At 41.6% G+C, this 17,501-nt stretch carries 16 protein-coding genes; 7 read left to right on the top strand and 9 right to left on the bottom strand.

Annotated elements, in window-relative coordinates; all coding sequences use genetic code 11:
* Nucleotides 1-164: 164 nt before the first annotated feature.
* Nucleotides 165-905, bottom strand: coding sequence for a biotin--[acetyl-CoA-carboxylase] ligase (locus tag SLH46_RS04145; protein ID WP_320279890.1), 741 nt, complete (start codon nt 903-905; stop codon nt 165-167).
* A gap of 79 nt (nt 906-984) precedes the next feature.
* On the opposite strand from SLH46_RS04145, the gene rsfS reads away from it, so the two are divergent.
* The 5 genes from rsfS (at nt 985) to SLH46_RS04120 (ending at nt 5,763) form a co-directional block, all read left to right on the top strand.
* Nucleotides 985-1,353, top strand: coding sequence for a ribosome silencing factor (gene rsfS, locus SLH46_RS04140; RefSeq protein WP_320279889.1), 369 nt, complete (start codon nt 985-987; stop codon nt 1,351-1,353).
* Between the two features lie 6 nt (nt 1,354-1,359).
* The gene (gene ftsH, locus SLH46_RS04135) at nt 1,360-3,435 is read left to right on the top strand and encodes an ATP-dependent zinc metalloprotease FtsH (RefSeq protein WP_320279888.1); all 2,076 of its coding nucleotides are present in this window, start codon (nt 1,360-1,362) and stop codon (nt 3,433-3,435) included.
* Nucleotides 3,436-4,047 carry a LutC/YkgG family protein gene (locus tag SLH46_RS04130; protein ID WP_320279887.1) on the top strand — a complete coding sequence of 204 codons (612 nt, stop codon included), beginning with the start codon at nt 3,436-3,438 and terminating at the stop codon, nt 4,045-4,047. It abuts the gene before it with no gap.
* Nucleotides 4,048-4,175: 128 nt separating this feature from the next.
* A complete protein-coding gene (locus SLH46_RS04125; RefSeq protein WP_320279886.1) occupies nt 4,176-5,003 on the top strand; it encodes a phosphatidate cytidylyltransferase in 828 nt (275 codons plus the stop codon).
* Between the two features lie 13 nt (nt 5,004-5,016).
* Nucleotides 5,017-5,763: a CDP-alcohol phosphatidyltransferase family protein gene (locus tag SLH46_RS04120; protein ID WP_320279885.1), complete on the top strand. Its 747-nt coding sequence runs from the start codon at nt 5,017-5,019 to the stop codon at nt 5,761-5,763.
* 423 nt (nt 5,764-6,186) lie between these two features.
* On the opposite strand, the gene SLH46_RS04115 is transcribed toward SLH46_RS04120, so the two are convergent.
* The 8 genes from SLH46_RS04115 to SLH46_RS04080 all read right to left on the bottom strand — a co-directional run bounded on the left by SLH46_RS04115 (nt 6,187) and on the right by SLH46_RS04080 (nt 13,710).
* A complete protein-coding gene (locus tag SLH46_RS04115; protein WP_320279884.1) occupies nt 6,187-7,350 on the bottom strand; it encodes a sigma-54-dependent transcriptional regulator in 1,164 nt (387 codons plus the stop codon).
* Between the two features lie 138 nt (nt 7,351-7,488).
* Complete coding sequence (locus tag SLH46_RS04110) at nt 7,489-8,127, bottom strand: rhodanese-like domain-containing protein (RefSeq protein ID WP_320279883.1); 639 nt, start codon at nt 8,125-8,127, stop codon at nt 7,489-7,491.
* 26 nt (nt 8,128-8,153) lie between these two features.
* On the bottom strand, nt 8,154-8,765 hold the full coding sequence (locus SLH46_RS04105; protein WP_320279882.1) for a rhodanese-like domain-containing protein: 612 nt from the start codon (nt 8,763-8,765) through the stop codon (nt 8,154-8,156).
* A 13-nt stretch (nt 8,766-8,778) separates the two neighbouring features.
* The gene (locus SLH46_RS04100) at nt 8,779-9,381 is read right to left on the bottom strand and encodes a YeeE/YedE thiosulfate transporter family protein (RefSeq protein ID WP_320279881.1); all 603 of its coding nucleotides are present in this window, start codon (nt 9,379-9,381) and stop codon (nt 8,779-8,781) included.
* 24 nt (nt 9,382-9,405) lie between these two features.
* The gene (locus SLH46_RS04095; RefSeq protein WP_320279880.1) at nt 9,406-9,942 is read right to left on the bottom strand and encodes a YeeE/YedE thiosulfate transporter family protein; all 537 of its coding nucleotides are present in this window, start codon (nt 9,940-9,942) and stop codon (nt 9,406-9,408) included.
* Between the two features lie 21 nt (nt 9,943-9,963).
* The gene (nrfD, locus tag SLH46_RS04090; protein WP_320279879.1) at nt 9,964-10,905 is read right to left on the bottom strand and encodes an NrfD/PsrC family molybdoenzyme membrane anchor subunit; all 942 of its coding nucleotides are present in this window, start codon (nt 10,903-10,905) and stop codon (nt 9,964-9,966) included.
* Nucleotides 10,906-10,924: 19 nt separating this feature from the next.
* Entirely contained in the window at nt 10,925-11,458 is a 534-nt protein-coding gene (locus SLH46_RS04085; protein WP_320279878.1) for a 4Fe-4S dicluster domain-containing protein, read from the bottom strand.
* Nucleotides 11,455-13,710 carry a molybdopterin-containing oxidoreductase family protein gene (locus tag SLH46_RS04080; RefSeq protein ID WP_320279877.1) on the bottom strand — a complete coding sequence of 752 codons (2,256 nt, stop codon included), beginning with the start codon at nt 13,708-13,710 and terminating at the stop codon, nt 11,455-11,457. Before SLH46_RS04080 ends, SLH46_RS04085 begins: the two co-directional genes overlap by 4 nt.
* A 591-nt stretch (nt 13,711-14,301) precedes the next feature.
* On the opposite strand from SLH46_RS04080, the gene SLH46_RS04075 reads away from it, so the two are divergent.
* Nucleotides 14,302-14,694: a QcrA and Rieske domain-containing protein gene (locus tag SLH46_RS04075; protein WP_320279876.1), complete on the top strand. Its 393-nt coding sequence runs from the start codon at nt 14,302-14,304 to the stop codon at nt 14,692-14,694.
* A gap of 1 nt (nt 14,695) precedes the next feature.
* Nucleotides 14,696-17,401: a multiheme c-type cytochrome gene (locus SLH46_RS04070; RefSeq protein ID WP_320279875.1), complete on the top strand. Its 2,706-nt coding sequence runs from the start codon at nt 14,696-14,698 to the stop codon at nt 17,399-17,401.
* Nucleotides 17,402-17,501: the final 100 nt, after the last annotated feature.

Raw genomic sequence — 17,501 nt, 5'->3', positions numbered from 1 at the left:
TTTGAGAAACTTTGCGAGCACTTAGAGCTCTTTGTGGTAAAAAGAAAACAGAAAAGACACTCAGAGGAAAAAGCAATTTAGCAGTTTAACCATAAAACAATTTAACAGTTCTCTAATTTTGCAATCCCAAATTCAATCCTTCAGTCCTTCAGCCCCTCATAACTTTATACAACAAACTCCACCTCTTTAAACATGTATTCGGTTATGTTTCCGCCCGATTCCTGAAGCCGGAGTTGACCAAAGCTGCCAATTCCTGCAATTCTGGCGCTAAACTCTTTCCCTTTTGTACGGTAAGTGTGCCAACCTTCGCCACGAAACAGGGTGGAAAGATAAGCCCTGTCGACAGCGGATAAATTTCCTTCAATTAAAAAACCTATCAATTCATCCAGTTTCACTAAAAAAGATTTCAAAATCGTTTCCTTCGAAATCTCTTTTCCGAGCAACTGTTTCATCGAAACCGGATTTGGTGCATCCGAAACAAATTTTTCCTGGTTAATATTCATTCCCACCCCAATAACCGACGAATCGAGGCTATTTCCTTTCATGGTATTTTCGATTAAAATACCGGCTATTTTTTTCACGCCCACATAAATATCGTTGGGCCATTTAATTTTTACATCATCGAGGTATTCACTTAAAACCTCAACCAAAGCCAGGCTAACTACCTTAGAAATATAAAATTGCTTACCGGCTTCTAAAAATACCGGGTACAAAATCAAACTAAAAAGTAAATTTTTACCTGCCTCACTTTCCCAGAAATTACCGACCTGTCCGCGGCCATTTTGCTGATATTGTGCCAAAACGACAGTACCCGAAGCCGCCTTTTCAGCAACCAGTTGCTTGGCATAGTTGTTGGTACTGTCAACCTCACTTAGTAAAATGATATTCTTGTCTGTTAAAAACATATAATTCAAAAGTAAACCATTCTCTTAAAAAATGGTTAATTGACAAAAAGATTATCTTTGTAGGGTACAACAAATTTATATGAGCAAAACAAAAGATTCGAAGATTTTATTAGAAGCCATTCTTGAAGGTATACATCGAATAAAAGGAAAGAACATTATACACGTTGATCTTGAAAGCATACAACATACTGAATGTGGTCATTTTATCATATGCCACGGTACTTCATCAACCCATGTTGATTCAATTGCACACTCGATAGAAGAAACGGTAAAAGAAATAACCGGCGAGGATATTTGGCACCGCGACGGCTACCGAAATGCAATATGGATTTTATTGGATTACGGCGATGTGATGGTACATGTATTTCAGGAAGAAGCACGCCAGTTTTATAACCTTGAAGGACTTTGGGCTGACGCAAAAATTACAAATATTGAAGAAGAAGAGTAAAAGACCATGACAGATAAACAAAATAACAAGAAAGATCAGAACAATCTGAACAACCCCTTTGGGAAATTTAGTCCCAAAAAAGGCGACGGAAAGACACCAAAATTTAATGCATATTGGATTTATGGTATCATAGCCGTTGTATTCCTTATTGTACAATTCTACATCAGCAACAGCCGCGGGCCGGTTGACACATCGTGGCCACAGGTAAAACAAATGCTGCAAAACGGCGATGTTGAACGTATTGTTGTTGTGAACGAAAAAATTGCACGTATTTACCTGAAAAAGGATCGCATAAAAAATTACGAATCGCAGTTTGAAGGAAACTTTTCGAAGCCATCGGATATCGGACCACATTTTAAATTCAATACCGGACCGATTGAAAAGTTTGCCGAAGACCTTACTGTTGCACAGGAAAACTCGCAGGATAAAGTTTTCCCGGTTTACGAAGACGAAACCAACTGGGCACGCGATATCATCTGGTCTATCGGACCATTTATTCTGATTATTTTGCTGTGGTGGTGGATTTTCCGCCGAATGAGCCGCGGTGGTGCCGGAGGCGGTGGTGCCGGCGGTATTTTTAATGTTGGAAAATCGCAGGCCAAAGTTTTTGATAAAGACCAAAAAGTATCGACAAACTTTAAAGATGTTGCCGGACTGGCAGAAGCAAAACAGGAAGTTGAAGAAATTGTAGAATTCCTGAAAAGCCCGGCAAAATACACCAAACTGGGAGGTAAAATTCCAAAAGGAGCGTTGCTTGTTGGCCCTCCGGGAACAGGTAAAACCCTGCTTGCAAAAGCTGTTGCCGGCGAAGCAAATGTGCCGTTCTTCAGCATGTCGGGTTCCGATTTTGTTGAGATGTTTGTTGGTGTTGGAGCATCGCGTGTTCGCGACCTGTTTAAACAAGCAAAAGAAAAAGCACCGTGTATTGTGTTTATCGACGAGATTGACGCGATTGGTCGTGCCCGTGGTAAAAACCCAAATATGGGATCGAACGACGAGCGCGAAAATACATTGAACCAGCTGCTTACCGAAATGGATGGTTTCGACACCAACAGTGGAGTTATCATTCTGGCAGCTACCAACCGCGCTGATATTCTCGACCGTGCATTAATGCGTGCAGGGCGTTTCGATCGTCAGATACATGTGGAATTACCGGACCTTAACGAACGTGGTGAGATTTTCAACGTTCACCTTCGTCCGTTAAAACTAAGTGAAGAAGTAAAAGTTGATTTTCTTGCTAAACAAACTCCGGGGTTCTCGGGTGCCGATATTGCCAACGTTTGTAATGAAGCTGCCTTAATTGCAGCACGTAGAAACAGGGATTCGGTAACAAAACAGGATTTCCTTGATGCCGTAGACCGTATTATTGGTGGTTTGGAAAAGAAGAATAAAATCATTTCTCAGCAGGAGAAGAAAACGATTGCTTTCCACGAAGCAGGCCACGCTACCATTAGTTGGTTGCTGGAATATGCACACCCGCTGGTAAAAGTAACAATCGTTCCGCGCGGAAAAGCTTTGGGAGCAGCCTGGTATTTACCTGAAGAACGTTCTATCACCACAAAAGAGCAGTTGCTCGACGAAATGGCTTCGGCATTGGGTGGACGTGCAGCAGAAGAAATTACTTTTGGAAAAATATCTTCGGGTGCGCAAAACGACCTTGAAAAAGTGACCAAACAAGCTTATGCGATGGTTAGCATATTTGGTATGAGTGAAAAAGTTGGAAACGTAAGTTATTACGATTCAACCGGTCAATCGGACTTTACATTTACCAAACCATACAGCGAAAAAACGGCTGAATTAATCGATGAAGAAGTAAAAATTCTGATCGACAGCCAATATGCCCGCGCAAAACAAATTCTGAAAGATAATTCGGAAGGTCATACAAAACTGGCTAATTTGCTTCTCGAACGCGAAGTAATTTTCAGCGAAGATCTTGAAGAAATTTTTGGCAAACGTCCGTGGGATAAAAAACATGTAATTTCTGAAAACGGCAACGGCGAAAAAGCACTAAAAGCCGAAGAAACAGAAAAGAAAGAAACAAAAGCTAAAGAAACTTCGGAAGAAGAATCAACAAAAGAATAAATGGCAACGGCTCGAGAAGAAATATTGAACAGGCTTAAAAAAGCCATTCACCCCGAGCCGGAAAAGCCAGATTTTGATGCTCCCGTTTATCATTCCATTGAAAAAGCTTTAGACAAAGCTTTTAAAGAAAATCTGGAAGCGGTAAACGGGAGTGTTTATTTGTGCAATTCCCATGAGGAACTAATTGACAAGTTAAAGGCACTGCTTGAAAGTATTCCTGAAAATGCAACCTTCTGTGCCGAACAGGAATTAAAGGAACTGCTTTCTGCCAATGCTATTCAATATCAGGATTACGAGCGTGCAAAAGAAATGGAAGCAGGAGTAACTTCCTGTGAATTTCTAGTTGCTCACACCGGTTCGGTTATGGTTAGTTCTGCATTGGAAGGCGGCAGGCAACTATCAGTTTTTCCGCCGCAACATATTGTGATTGCCAAAAGGGAACAATTGGTCGATTTCCTTGAAACTGCATACAACAAAATTCAGGAAAAGTATTCGGAGCAACTGCCATCGCAAATAACACTGGTAACCGGTCCCAGCCGAACTGCCGATATAGAAAAAACACTGGTGATGGGAGCGCATGGCCCCCGCGAACTGCATGTGTTTATTTATTAGCTTCACACTATTTAACTTATTGCAAACCATATTTTTTTAACTTTGCAGCGTAAAACAAGGTTGGGAAATACTTTGTACACAAAAACCAATGTGTAACAAAAACTACAAACCTAATCAAATATTTAAAGGTGAGTAATATTGTAAAACGCTCTTTAACAGGAATTATCTACGTTGCAGTTATGTTGGGTGGCACACTGCTGCATCCCATTATTTTTGCGATTGTTTTTGCAACTCTTTTATTTTTTACCCAATACGAATTCTACGCCATGGTAGAAAAGGCCGGTCATCACCCGTCGCGCATTATCGGAAGTGTATTTGGCGTTATCTTTTTCCTTATTTGTTTTGGCTTGTCAAATAACTATTTACCACGTCAGTTTGGCTTCGCTTTTATTCCTATTGTCGTCATATTATTGGTTGTTGAGATATTCCGAAGTAACAAACACACGCTCGAAAACGGAGGATTCAGCACTCTTGGTTTTGCCTACATCGCATTACCGTTTAGTTTAATGAATTTTGTAGTACACACTTCCGTTAACGGCCAGAATACTTTTTATCCGTGGATAATGGTTGGCGTATTTTTTATTCTTTGGATAAACGACTCGGCAGCTTATGTGTTCGGAACAAGCTTTGGGAAACACAAAATGTGTAAAAATATTTCTCCGGCAAAATCATGGGAAGGCTTGATTGGAGGTGCCGTATTTGCCATTATTATGGGCATTGTAAATGCGGTCATGTTTCAGGCCATTAGTATGGTGAGCTGGGTGGGAATAGCATTGCTGACAGTTATTTTCGGCACACTCGGCGATCTTTTCGAATCGAAAATTAAACGCGAAATCGATGTAAAAGACTCGGGCACCATTCTGCCTGGTCACGGTGGTTTTCTTGATCGTTTAGATAGTTTACTTTTTGTAATACCGGCAATATTTATCTGGCTAATTTTTACCGGAAACGTGTAAAGCGTAAAATCAAATGAGAAGCATAATAAAACAGATACCCAATTTTATAACCACACTCAACCTACTCTCAGGAGTTATTGCAACAATTTTTGCTATTGACGGACACCTGATTTGGGCAGGAATATTTATTTGTGCTGCATCGGTTTTCGACTTTGCCGACGGACTTGCTGCACGAGCGTTAAAAGCCTACTCTGAAATTGGAAAACAATTGGATTCTTTATCTGATTTGGTTTCGTTTGGAGTTGCTCCGGGAGCGATATTATTTACATTGCTGGAGTTTGCGTTGTTCGGAAAAAATCAGCCAATTCATGAAATAAGTGCCGACTGGTGGGAATGGCTCATTCTGTTTTCAGCTTTCCTGGTGCCGGTTTTTGGTGCTTTACGTTTGGCAAAATTTAATGTGTATTTAAGTGACGAACCTTTTTTCCGCGGTTTACCCATTCCTTCAAATGGAATCTTTTGGGCATCGTTGGGATTAATGCTTGAGTTCCCGAAATACTACGAATATTTCGAGTACATCTACACCGCCAAAAACCTGGTTATTTTGGGAGTTTTTATGTCGGGAATGATGGTGATCAACCTGCCGATGTTCTCGCTGAAAGTAAAAAACCTGCATTTAAAAGATAACTGGTATCGTTATCTGTTCCTCGCTTTATCAGCCGTTCTCCTCATTGTTTTTAATGTGTACGGATTGGCGCTGATCATTTTACTTTACATTATTCTCAATGTGATTTTTTACCTTTTCAAGGTGGAGTTTTAGCAATTGAATAGTAGAGTTAATCCAACCCGTACCGGGTTGTGTGCTTTTTTTTCGACTTCTTACTAAAATCGAACTCCTATGGAGTTTTTAAAGATTAATATCGTTTCACGCAAAGGGGAAAAGAAGCGCAAGGTTCGCAAAGGCTTTAGGGTCTGTTTTGCGTTCTTGGCGAAAACCTAGCGTTATCTGCGTGAAATAACTCATATTAACGCTCGGAGTTTTAGCAAAAGAAAAGCCTCTGAAAACGGAAGAAAATATTTTCCCGAGGGAAAGATTAATAATACGCCATGACAAATTGACTTCCGAAACCAGAGGCTAATATCTTTAATTTATAACTTACAGACTGTTATAAACTACTTTGTTACATACTTAACAACAAATCAGTAAAGTTGTTTTTGGATTGGGGAATAATTTAAAATAATTCTATTTTAAAGGTGCAGCAAATTTTAGTACATCGGCATCAGTAATTTCCTTATCGCACAAGATAATCAGCCTTTCAATCACGTTTCTGAACTCACGGATATTACCTGTCCAATTAATTTTTTGCAGCTCCTGAATGGCTTTTGGCGTCATTGTTTTTTCCTGCATTCCGTATTCGCCACAAATTTGTTTGATAAAATGATTCGCCAGAAGCGGAATATCATCAAGGCGTTCGTTAAGCGTTGGAACGTGAATTAAAATAACACTCAAGCGGTGATAAAGGTCTTCGCGAAATTTATTCTCATCAATCTCGTTGGCCAGGTTTTTATTGGTTGCAGCCACTACCCTCACGTCAACTTTTATGTGTTTGTCGCCACCAACACGGCTAATGATACTTTCCTGCAGTGCACGTAAAACTTTGGCTTGTGCTGAAAGACTCATATCACCAATTTCATCCAGAAAAAGTGTTCCGCCGTTGGCTTGTTCAAATTTCCCTTTGCGTTGTTTTACTGCCGAGGTAAACGCTCCTTTTTCGTGACCAAACAATTCACTTTCGATCAATTCCGATGGAATTGCGGCACAGTTCACCTCCACAAACGGACCAGATGAGCGGTTGCTCTGATCGTGAATACGGCGTGCTACTAACTCTTTACCCGAACCATTCGCTCCGGTAATTAAAACACGTGCATCGGTTGGAGCCACACGATCGGCCATTTCAATTATATTGGAGATGGCTTTTGATTCGCCAATAATTTCAAATTTTTTATTGACTTTCTTTTTGAGGATTTTGGTTTCGGTAACCAAACTTGACTTATCCATTGCATTGCGAATGGTAATCAGCAAACGGTTCAGATCTAACGGTTTTTCGATATAATCAAAAGCACCCTTCTTAATTGAATCAACTGCTGTATCGATATTTCCGTGGCCTGAGATCATTACAACGGGCGTATCGGGTGCCAACACCACTAAGCGCTCCAGTACTTCAATTCCATCCAGTCCCGGCATTTTAATATCACAAAGCACAATGTCGTACTCTGCCGAACGAATTTTCTCAATTCCTTGTGTTCCGTCTTCAGCCAGATCAACTTCATACTTCTCGTATTCAAGAATATCTTTCAACGTGTTCCGAATACTTCTCTCATCATCTATTACCAGGATCTTTGACATGTGTTTCTGTTTTTGTTTCGACTTTAAAAATACGTATAGCGGTCGGTTTACAAAAATGATTCCAAACAAAAAATCCTGAAGAGTAATTCTTCAGGATTCTATATCTCAATGAAAGTTGTTTCTATTGAAATCAGGCTGTTAACATCCGCCAGCAGCCACACTTGTTTTTTCGCGTCGACGTACCTGAACAGGTTTGTTATCCTGATCAGCATTTAAATCAGCTCCATCTTTTGGTGCTGCCAACTCAGCGTAGTCGTATCTTGGCATTCCTTTAAAATAGGCATCATCGTTTATGGTTTCGTACAAATCAGCTTCATTTTCTTTGTAGTAAGAGTACCCCCCCAGCAACAGTTTGATGTTGTTAAAACCTACCTGGCGGAAAAACATCCATGGGCCATTTGCCTGCAATTCGTCTGCGCCATACAAAACGATTGTTACACCCATATCGCGAAGTGCTTCCAAACGTTTAATATTATCAGGATCGGCCAAAGTACTTGCTGACAAATTCTCGGCACCCGGAATATGACCTTGTCCGAAAACAAAATTATCGCGGATATCAAATAAAACGATACTGTCGGGTTTATTGGCGATTACATCTTCCAATTCCCACGGATAAAAATAATCCTCCCCGTTAATCAAAGCTTCAACACTTTCTTCCATGCTCTTTTGGTATTCAAACAAAGGTTTTGGCATGGTTAAAAAACCAACAATGAGAACAACCACAAATACTGAAACAGCTATTAATGTTCTCCACGGATTTAGTTCATGTATATGCATGCTATTAATTTTTCAAAGATTAGGAATTAGCAACCACCAGCAGCAACGCTGGTTTTTTCTCTTCTGCGTACTTGTACTTCAACATTATCGCCTTCAGGAGTAGCCGATTCGGCACCGGTAAAATAAATCTGAGCTCCTTTTCTGAATGCATAAAGTTCGTGATCCACCGATGGTGCATCGGCATCAGGTTGTGTTGGATCGATTATGGTTTGCATCCAACAATTTAAACCGCCTTTCATTACGTAAGTACCATCAATTCCCAAACGTTTGGTCAACACCCAGGTTTGATCGGCAGCTATATCGTCATTAGAAATAAACACCACTTTTACTCCCGGAACTCCAAAGTATCCGAGGTTGCCGTCGTTTAGCAATTCCTCAAGCGGAATGTTTAACGAGCCCGGCAAAGCGTACTCTTCGTAGTCAGCTGCAGGCCTTACATCCACCATTAACAGAGAAGGATCTCCCTGAATGATCATTTTTGCCACCTGATCGGTACTAACATACCTGGTTGGCTGAATGATCTCCTGCAATAATTCCTCCGGAGCTATTTGTTTTGGCTCGTCGCTGCCAGTCAGGAACAAGGTTCCAACAGCTAAAACAAGCATCAATATGGTTAGGAAAATATAGTTTCTATTCATTACTTTCAGTCGTTTAGAATTTATATTGCTTCATGTTTTTACGAACACGTTTCTCGATAAACATCGTTCCCCAGAAAGCTGCAAGTGCCATCACTGTAAATGCAACAGCAAAGTATGATGCAGGAATTCCGGTAATGTCCATAAGCGTTACATTGCCCATATCGCCACTGGTAAAGAAGTCTTCGAACAATGGAAATGCCAGTGAAAAGCCGAAAATACCAAGGTAAAGTCCTATAGCAAAAAATACGGCATCGAGTTTACCGATGGCAATTCCGGTGAAGCTTGTACCCGGGCAAAATCCACCAATTACAAATCCAACTCCCATAATTACTCCACCAACAATCATCGGTGTTAAAAATGTAGGAAGCACAAATATTTGTGATAGGTTGAGCCAGCCAACGTAATCGAAATACATTAGCCCAACCATTGCTACAATCAATGCAGTAAAGAATACACGCAGTACAACAAAGTTATACCCGTAAAATACTCCGGCCAGGTTTCTGGATGAAGAAAAGCCGGATGCTTCGAGAATAAACCCGAAAGCGACACCGATCAAAATTGCGATAACAAAATCCCATCCGCCGCCGATTATACCATTAGGAATTAAAGGTCCCATATTATCTGATTTTTTGTCTGATTACTAAATCCAAAATTTTCTAAAAAAGTAAGCTACTGCGTACCCTGTGCCGAAAATGGCAAACATTACAATTACGCCACCCAATGCAAAAGTTGCAGTACCGCTTAAAGCAGCGCCACTGGTACATCCGCGGCCAAACTGGCTACCCAATCCAAAAAGGGCTCCACCAATCAAAGCTAAAACAAGGCGTTTTTTGCTGGTAATTCTCGGTCCGTGATCGGTTCTGAATTTCTTCATCCGTCCGAAAACAATACCCGAAATAATACCACCAAGTAAAACTCCCAGCGATTCGAAAACCAACCATGTCCACATTGGCGAATGATCGCCGCCAATAAACTGACACATGTATGTGTTGGCTTCTGTAGCTTTTGGCGCAATGGTGTTCGATGTTGTTACAACCGCACTTTTAATGGCTCCACTGGCCCCTAAACCACGACCGGTAATAAATACCGTCACGATTATCAGTAACCCGAGCAGCACTCCACCTAAATAAGGATTAATGTATTTAGGTTCTTGTATATTCGTTTTATCTGAACTCATATTCTGTAGTTAAAAAAATTATCAATACAGGTAGCGTGTTATCTGTCCGGCTTCAACCATGATAAAGCGGAACATAAAACCACCAAATAAAATCATTACCGGAGGCAACCATTTTGGTACGTGCATTCCCCAAATTTCGAGGGTTTCGAATAAGGCAGGGAAAATCAAGCCAATTACCACAACAAACACCCAGAAACTTACGGTGAATTCGCCTCCAAGGAAAAGGTTGGCAGCTTCGATTGCTGTTTCCGAACCGGCCAAAAATCCCATAAAAAGGTGAACGATCAAAAAGATTTCTATAAAAATAAAAACCAGGTCAATGCGGCTTAATATTTTCCGCTCGGCGGCATCCTTACTCATCCAGATTATAGCTGCAAGCCCTGTTGAAAATCCCGAAACCAGGAACAGTGGCCCAAGAATGGATGTGTTCCACAACGGACGCGCATTAAATGCTGAAAGTAATATTCCGGTATAAACACCGAGGATAATTGCGTAGATCATCATAATCCAGGCAAGCGGAACTCTGTTCTTAATAACAAAAGCCTCAAACTTTTCCAGAAAATCAAATTTCCAGTTCCAGCCCGGTACCAGTTCTTTCATGTAACTGGCCACCCAGATAAACGATATCGGAGTAATGATCATCAATGTCCAGGCTCCCCAACCCATTGGCGACTCCAATCGGATGGTGGTATACAATTGCCAAAAGAAAAGTTTATGTTTTAAATCCAGAAACAGTGCAAAAAGACCAAGTACCAAAGCAATTGGGGCAATGATCGGCGCAATTTTTACTGTTGTCTTCATTTCTTTTTCTTTACCCCTGACAACAAAATACCCGGCAAAAAACAAGATACCGGCAGCCAAACCACCTAAAAACAAATAGAGTGGAATTTGCCAGTGCCATATATTAAGGTATGGATCAATGTTCGGAATATTTCGTCCGCTTACAAATAATTCTTCTTTCATTTTCTATCAGGTTTAAGTGTTAGGTTAGAAAATACAATTGTGGTTTTGTTCCGGCCTCAGGAGCCAGTACTTTCCATGAACGGTCTTTGATGGCCAAAGAAACTTCGCTGTTCGGATCGTCCAAATCGCCAAAATACAGACACTTGGTAGGACACACATCAACGCAGGCCGTCTTTTGTCCTTTCTTCACGCGGTGCAAACAGAAGGTACATTTATCAACGTATCCTTCAGGATGCGAGTAACGTGCATCGTATGGGCACGACTGAATACAGGCGCCACAACCAATACATTTATGGTGAGTAACGGCAACAATTCCACCTTCTTCTATATGACTTGCCCCGGTTGGACAACATCTCACACAAGGAGAATTATCACAGTGATTACAACGTTCCGAACGAAATTCAAGACTTAAACTTGGGTAAGTTCCGTCAACGCGTTCAACAATCCAGTCGCGACAGTAACCATGCGGTACATTATTTTCAGTTTGACAGGCCACTACACAGTCGCCACACCCAACACATTTTTTTGTGTCGATCGCCATTGCATATCTCATGCTTTAACCTCCTTTCCTTCCAGTGCAGGATCTTCTGTTAAAAATGTTATAAAGTTTCCTCTCATTCCGGTACCACCCATAATCGGGTCAACAGCTACGTTGGTAATCATTTCGGTATCGGCAGCTCCTTTTCCAAAAGCCCTCGAGAGTTTTTTGTTTTTATGACCAAATCCGTGAACCATGTAAACCGAATCCCAACGAATACGTTCGGTTACACGAACTTTTACAGGGAACGAAGTGATCGCATCGTCCTGGTTTTTCAACCAAACTTCCTGTCCATTTTTCAGTTCCCACAAGTCGGCAACTTTTGGATTTACCCAAACGCTGTTTTCGCTCATAAGGTCTGATAAATGTGGGTTATTTGAAGTACGGCTAAAAGTGTGCATTGGTGCACGACCATAAATCAAACGGTAGAAATTCTGAGGTGGCTCCGGATGTTTCGTATAATTCGGAATCGGATCAAAACCATGGTCGGCAAAATCAACTGAATACAGCTCAATTTTTCCGGTTGTGGTATTAAAATCAAACTCTTCGCCATCGCCCAAATAAAGCGGGCCACTCTTACGCGGGTATTTTTTAATACCAATTTTCTTCATTTCTTCCAGCGAGGTACCCAGCTGTTTTAACTGCCAGTCGATTACTTCCGAATAATCATCGTAGTTAAAGTAATCGTGCAATCCTAAACGTTCGCCAATTTGTTTGGCAATCCACCAACCCGGTTTCGAATCGTATTTTGGTTCGATCGCCGGCATACGCAGAGCGATGTTTGGCTCGCGGTTAGCTGCAGAACGAATAACATCGTAACGCTCCAGGTAAGTTGCTTCCGGGAAAACCACATCGGCATAACCGGTGATATCCATTGGCATGGTATCCATAACTGCGATGAACTCAACTGAGTCAGCAGCTTCTTTAAACAACGGTTTATCAGGCATCGACAGTGGCAGGTTTGTTCCGGCCACCAACCATGCTTTTAGCTGGTGTTTATAATTGTATCTTGGAATAGATGCTTTTAAAGCCTCGGTTGTAATTCCCATTGTTGCCAGCGGGTATCGGTCTTCATTCCAGTCTTTCCATGTCCATTTTGGCTCAGGGAAATGTGGGTGAGGATAAGCAGGAACAGAAACGCCTTCAGGGAAATATAAACCTCCGCGTTTTCCCCATGCTCCCAACAAAGCTGTTAGAATTGCCATGGCGCGTCCGCGTTGTGTATCGTCGCCGTACCAAACAACGTGGCGTCCCGGATGAATAATTACCGAAGGAGCTGCATCTGCCATCGCACGTGCTGTTCTTCTGATTTCTTCCGGCTCAATTGTAGTGATGCCATAAGCCCACTCCGGAGTCATATTTTTTACGTGGTCTTTTAAATAATCAAGACCGAATGTGTATTGTTCAACGTAATCTTTATCGTATAAACCTTCGTAAATCAGCACGTGAATCCAGGCCATCAACAAGGCGATATCGGTTGACGGCTTAATTGGCAACCAGTGATTTGAATGCGCTGCTGCTGTTGAGAAACGCGGATCAACCGTAATAATGGTTGCTCCGTTATCAATAGCATCCGACATTTCCTGCACCTGCGAGTTGTGCATGTTCTCACCAAGGTGCGAACCAATTAAAACAAGACATTTTGTATCTCTGATATCGGTACATTCAGGCGAACCTACATATGCACCAAAAGTTGAGAAGTACGCCGATGAACGTGGTCCACGACAGTTGGCAAATGCTGGCTCAGCATTACTCTCCGAACCGTAAGCGCGTAACAAATGGTGGAAATGACCACCCGGAGTACCGTGATTGAACAAACCAAAAGCTTCAGGACCGTGCTTTTCTTTCACTTCCTTCATCTTGTTGGCTACTTTGTCCAGCGCTTCCTCCCAGCTTGCTTCTCTGAAATATTGTGTACCATCCTTGCGCGTATCTCTGATAAGCGGCGTTTTTAAGCGGTCTTCGTCGTAAACCATACCAACACCACCCGTTCCGCGAGGACATAAACGTCCGTTACAGTGCGGGTCGTTTTTGTTACCAACAACTTTTCGTATAGTTCCGTTTTTGTCGACATAAGCCCACGCAGCACATTTCCAGAAACATACTTCGCAATAAGTAGGATACGGAGTAAGATCCTCATCACTTACCGGGTCTTCGGATTTTGATTCGAAAAGACCAAAACCTTTCGATCCAAATGCTTTAAAGCTTATTGCTGCAGCACCGGCACCGGCAGTTGAAATTTTGATAAAATCCCGTCTTGTCTTCATTCGTCTAAATAGTTTATTTTAATGGTAACTCAGGTAATTCCCTTTTATCAAACTAGCGTCTTAAAATTTCCTTACCGGAGTCTTATATATTTCTTCTACATTGAAGTCAATCCTTCTCTTTCTTCCTTATCCTAAACTGTTTTCGAAAAGAGCTATAAAATAAGAGTTTAGCATCTTTTTACAGTTATTCATATATACCTATCTATATTTTTAGATATGGGCGCAAATATAGAAATGATTTTGTACAATGGTTATTAATGCACTTAATTTGAAACCATTAAAAATAAGGATATTAACAGTGAAAAAAGAACGCATCCTACAAAGCCTATAGTGCTTGTTTACAAACATTTACCCCTAAGCAATAAGAGGAAATAAAAATAGCTATAAATAACTGCGCAACCTTATCATGAAACAGGTTTTTTAACATATAGCCTATTCTTTTGAAACGGAGTTTATTTGATCTGTTTGGTTTCGAAATTTGATTTAATAGCGCTATGTGACTTAAAGCACATTCTTTACTTTTATTAAACAGAAAATTTGCAGGTATTGAGATTTTTTCAGATTATTACTTTTGTGCCAAATAAAACAGGAATGGAAACCAAAAACCGAAGAGTATTTTTGAAAGTTGCAACAGCCGGATTACTAGCGTTTTTCGTATTCATTTGGAACAAATTAACGCTCAATCATATTGCCACTTCCAATTCGCAGGAAGCTACTCTTCCACTAAATAAGAACAAAGAGGTGCAGTTTTTCGATCGGTTTATTATTGTTAATTCCGACAATAAAACAACGGTATTTTCATCGCATTGCAGCCATTTAGGATGTAAGATTGATAAAATGGCCGAAGGAAAACTGGTTTGTCCGTGTCATGGATCGGAATACGATCTGGATGGAAATGTAATAAAAGGCCCTGCATATAAAAACCTGACAATGGTAAATTCGACTATATCGGAAGACGGCAAATCAATAATTATAAAAGGATAAAATGGCAAAAAAGAATGATAAAACGACGTTTGGAACATTGGCGGTGGCGATGTTCTGGCTGGTAATTTTATCGGGCATTCTGCTTGCCGTACCTTTTAATGTTGAGTCGCCTTACCTCAGTGTAAGTAGTATGATCGTTACCAATCCGTGGGCAGCACTCATCCGCAATTATCACTACTGGAGTTCGCAATTCTTTTTGATTTTCAGTCTTATTCACCTTTACGATCATTTTCATTACAAAGAAAACATTGGCCTTAAAAAGGGACTCGCATTTCGTTTAAGTATTGGTGTGCTGATTATTTTTCTGGCCATGATCACCGGATTTTTGTTAAAAGGTGATTCCGACAGTGAGCAAGCCCGACAAATATTACAAACACTGGCTGAACGCGTTCCCTTAATTGGCGAATCGCTGGCTTTTTCATTACTCGGTCACCCGGAAAGTTACCAGCTAATTTACGTGCACCACATTGCAACTTTTACGGTTTTTATTGCGGTAATTATGATTGAGCACAGCCGCAGAAAATACTGGCCGCCTGTACTTGATTTTGTTGCGTCGGCGATTGGAGTTATGGTATTTAGCTACCTTTTCAGCGCACCGTTGCACGACAATCTGAATCCTGCAGTAAAAGGGCCGTGGTACTTTGTTGGCTTCCAGGAAATATTGCACTGGCTGAGTCACCCGGCGTGGTCGTTACTGCTTTTTCTGGTTATTCTCGTTTTACTTTACCTGGTTAATTCGGCCAAAGGTAAAACCGTATTTCTGAGTAAACGAAGCCTATTGGTTTTCACAGCTTTCTACCTTGTGCTAACAGTAATCGGTTTGTTTTTCCGTGGAGAACGCTGGCAATGGAAAAATCCGTGGCAGGAAAATTACAGCTACGAAGTACTTAATAATTTTAAATCGCCGATAGTAAAACTAACGCCTGAGTTTGATTTGGGAACAGCAATCGCGTCCCCGGTTATCCAAGGGAGAAAAGAAAGTTGTCTGGCCTGTCATTCCGAAACGCATGGCCTCACCGATTCACATTCACCGGAAGCTATTGGTTGTGTTTCGTGCCATGGCGGAAATCCGTTTGCAACCGGTAAAAATCAGTCGCACAATAATATGATCCTCATTCCGGGAAACCTGGCTACCGCGCCACAATCATGCGGTACAACACAGTGTCATCCGGAAATTGTTGAGCGTGTACCAACCGGGCTAATGGCAACGTTAAGCGGAATGATCAGTGTTGACCGGTTTGTTTTTAATGAACAGGATAATCCGGATGAGCTGGCCAATGTGCACCATCTTGGGAACTCGGCTGCCGACGAGCATCTGCGTAATTTATGTGTTCGCTGCCACCTTGGAAATCCCAAAACTGAATATGGCCCCGTTGACGAAAGCAGTCGCGGCGGAGGATGTCTGGCCTGCCACCTGAATTACAGCCCCGAAGCAGAAATTGCACTTGCTTTAGCAAAAGACTCCATTGTTAATGCACACCCGTCGGTGAGTCTGGCCATCAGTAACAACCACTGTTTTGGATGCCACAGCCGCTCCGGAAGAATTTCAACTAGCTACGAAGGCTGGCACGAAACAACGATTGAAGCCAGACAAATGCCTCAAAACGATACCAACTACCGATTGATTGAGGGCGAACGTGTTTTTGTTAAAAAACAGCAAGACGTGCACCACGAGTTGGGGATGGAATGTATTGATTGTCACCATTCGTACGAAGTGATGGGCGACGGAACACTTTATACCCATCAGGAAAATCAGGCAGATGTGCAATGTATTGATTGCCATTTTGACGGCGTTGCAAAAACCATAAAAGCTGAAAACCTTGACAATGAATCGGCAATTATTGCGGCTTTGCGTTTGGGTAATATTTCTGACAAAGAATTTCTGGTAACAGGCAAACGCAACCATGCTTTGGTAAATACCTTTGTCGAAAACGACACAGCCTTTTTACAAACCAAAAACAGTAAGATAAAAATGGTTTTAACCCGTCCGGCAGAAGTGTGTACACGAAGTAACGTCCACTCGGATTTGGCTTGCTCAAGCTGCCATTCTTCGTGGGTGCCGACATGTATTGGCTGCCACAACGAATACGACCCGAATGAGCCATCGTACAATATGGTTGCGAACCAAGAGCAAACCGGTGGTTGGGTAGAGTTTTTTGGCGAGTACGAAGCTAAACTTCCTTCGCTGGGAATGCGGACTGAGGGCGAAAAAACAGAAGTAATTCCTGTTGCTCCGGGTATGATAATGACCATCGACAAAAGTACGTACACCGACGATGCTGACAATTCCACAATTTTCCATCGTTTATATGCACCGGTTGCACCGCACACTACCACCAAAGAAGGGAGAGATTGTAAAAGCTGTCACAACAGCTCGCTTGCGCTGGGTTATGGCGAAGGAAAACTGGAATACAAAATTACAAACGGAAAAGGCAAATGGTCTTTTTCTCCGCTTTATCAACGTGACGTAAATGACGGCTTACCCGCTGACGCGTGGATTGATTTCCTACAAACAAGAACCGGGAAAGTGGCTACACGTTCCAACGTTTCTCCTTTGAGTGTTGAACAACAACAGGCAATTTTAACGGTTGGTGCCTGTCTTACCTGCCACGATGAAGACTCGAAAATAATGCAAGCCACGCTTAACGATTTTGAGAGGCAGCTACAAAAACGAAGTTCAGCATGTATTCTTCCGGAATGGGAGTAGGACTTTTTAGTTTGTCTCAATCTTCAAATAGCAACATACCCTCTCTCCTGTCTCTCCCTTCTAAAATCTCCCCTTTTAACACAATTATTTTACGCTCAAT

Origin of the sequence: Draconibacterium sp. IB214405 (assembly GCF_033963885.1) — a bacterium.
In the GTDB taxonomy this organism is placed as follows: domain Bacteria; phylum Bacteroidota; class Bacteroidia; order Bacteroidales; family Prolixibacteraceae; genus Draconibacterium.
The sequence above is the reverse complement of the archived record's forward strand: the minus strand, read 5'-3'. Positions and strand labels throughout refer to the sequence as shown.

Bases quoted from the DNA above. Each gene is read 5' to 3' on its own strand.
- SLH46_RS04115 (WP_320279884.1), bottom strand. From the start codon at position 7,350: ATGTCAAAGATCCTGGTAATAGATGATGAGAGAAGTATTCGGAACACG.
- SLH46_RS04080 (WP_320279877.1), bottom strand. From the start codon at position 13,710: ATGAAGACAAGACGGGATTTTATCAAAATTTCAACTGCCGGTGCCGGT.
- SLH46_RS04145 (WP_320279890.1), bottom strand. From the start codon at position 905: ATGTTTTTAACAGACAAGAATATCATTTTACTAAGTGAGGTTGACAGT.
- SLH46_RS04095 (WP_320279880.1), bottom strand. From the start codon at position 9,942: ATGAGTTCAGATAAAACGAATATACAAGAACCTAAATACATTAATCCT.
- SLH46_RS04075 (WP_320279876.1), top strand. From the start codon at position 14,302: ATGGAAACCAAAAACCGAAGAGTATTTTTGAAAGTTGCAACAGCCGGA.
- SLH46_RS04100 (WP_320279881.1), bottom strand. From the start codon at position 9,381: ATGGGACCTTTAATTCCTAATGGTATAATCGGCGGCGGATGGGATTTT.
- SLH46_RS04105 (WP_320279882.1), bottom strand. From the start codon at position 8,765: ATGAATAGAAACTATATTTTCCTAACCATATTGATGCTTGTTTTAGCT.
- SLH46_RS04085 (WP_320279878.1), bottom strand. From the start codon at position 11,458: ATGAGATATGCAATGGCGATCGACACAAAAAAATGTGTTGGGTGTGGC.
- ftsH (WP_320279888.1), top strand. From the start codon at position 1,360: ATGACAGATAAACAAAATAACAAGAAAGATCAGAACAATCTGAACAAC.
- rsfS (WP_320279889.1), top strand. From the start codon at position 985: ATGAGCAAAACAAAAGATTCGAAGATTTTATTAGAAGCCATTCTTGAA.
- SLH46_RS04070 (WP_320279875.1), top strand. From the start codon at position 14,696: ATGGCAAAAAAGAATGATAAAACGACGTTTGGAACATTGGCGGTGGCG.
- SLH46_RS04110 (WP_320279883.1), bottom strand. From the start codon at position 8,127: ATGCATATACATGAACTAAATCCGTGGAGAACATTAATAGCTGTTTCA.
- SLH46_RS04130 (WP_320279887.1), top strand. From the start codon at position 3,436: ATGGCAACGGCTCGAGAAGAAATATTGAACAGGCTTAAAAAAGCCATT.
- SLH46_RS04120 (WP_320279885.1), top strand. From the start codon at position 5,017: ATGAGAAGCATAATAAAACAGATACCCAATTTTATAACCACACTCAAC.
- nrfD (WP_320279879.1), bottom strand. From the start codon at position 10,905: ATGAAAGAAGAATTATTTGTAAGCGGACGAAATATTCCGAACATTGAT.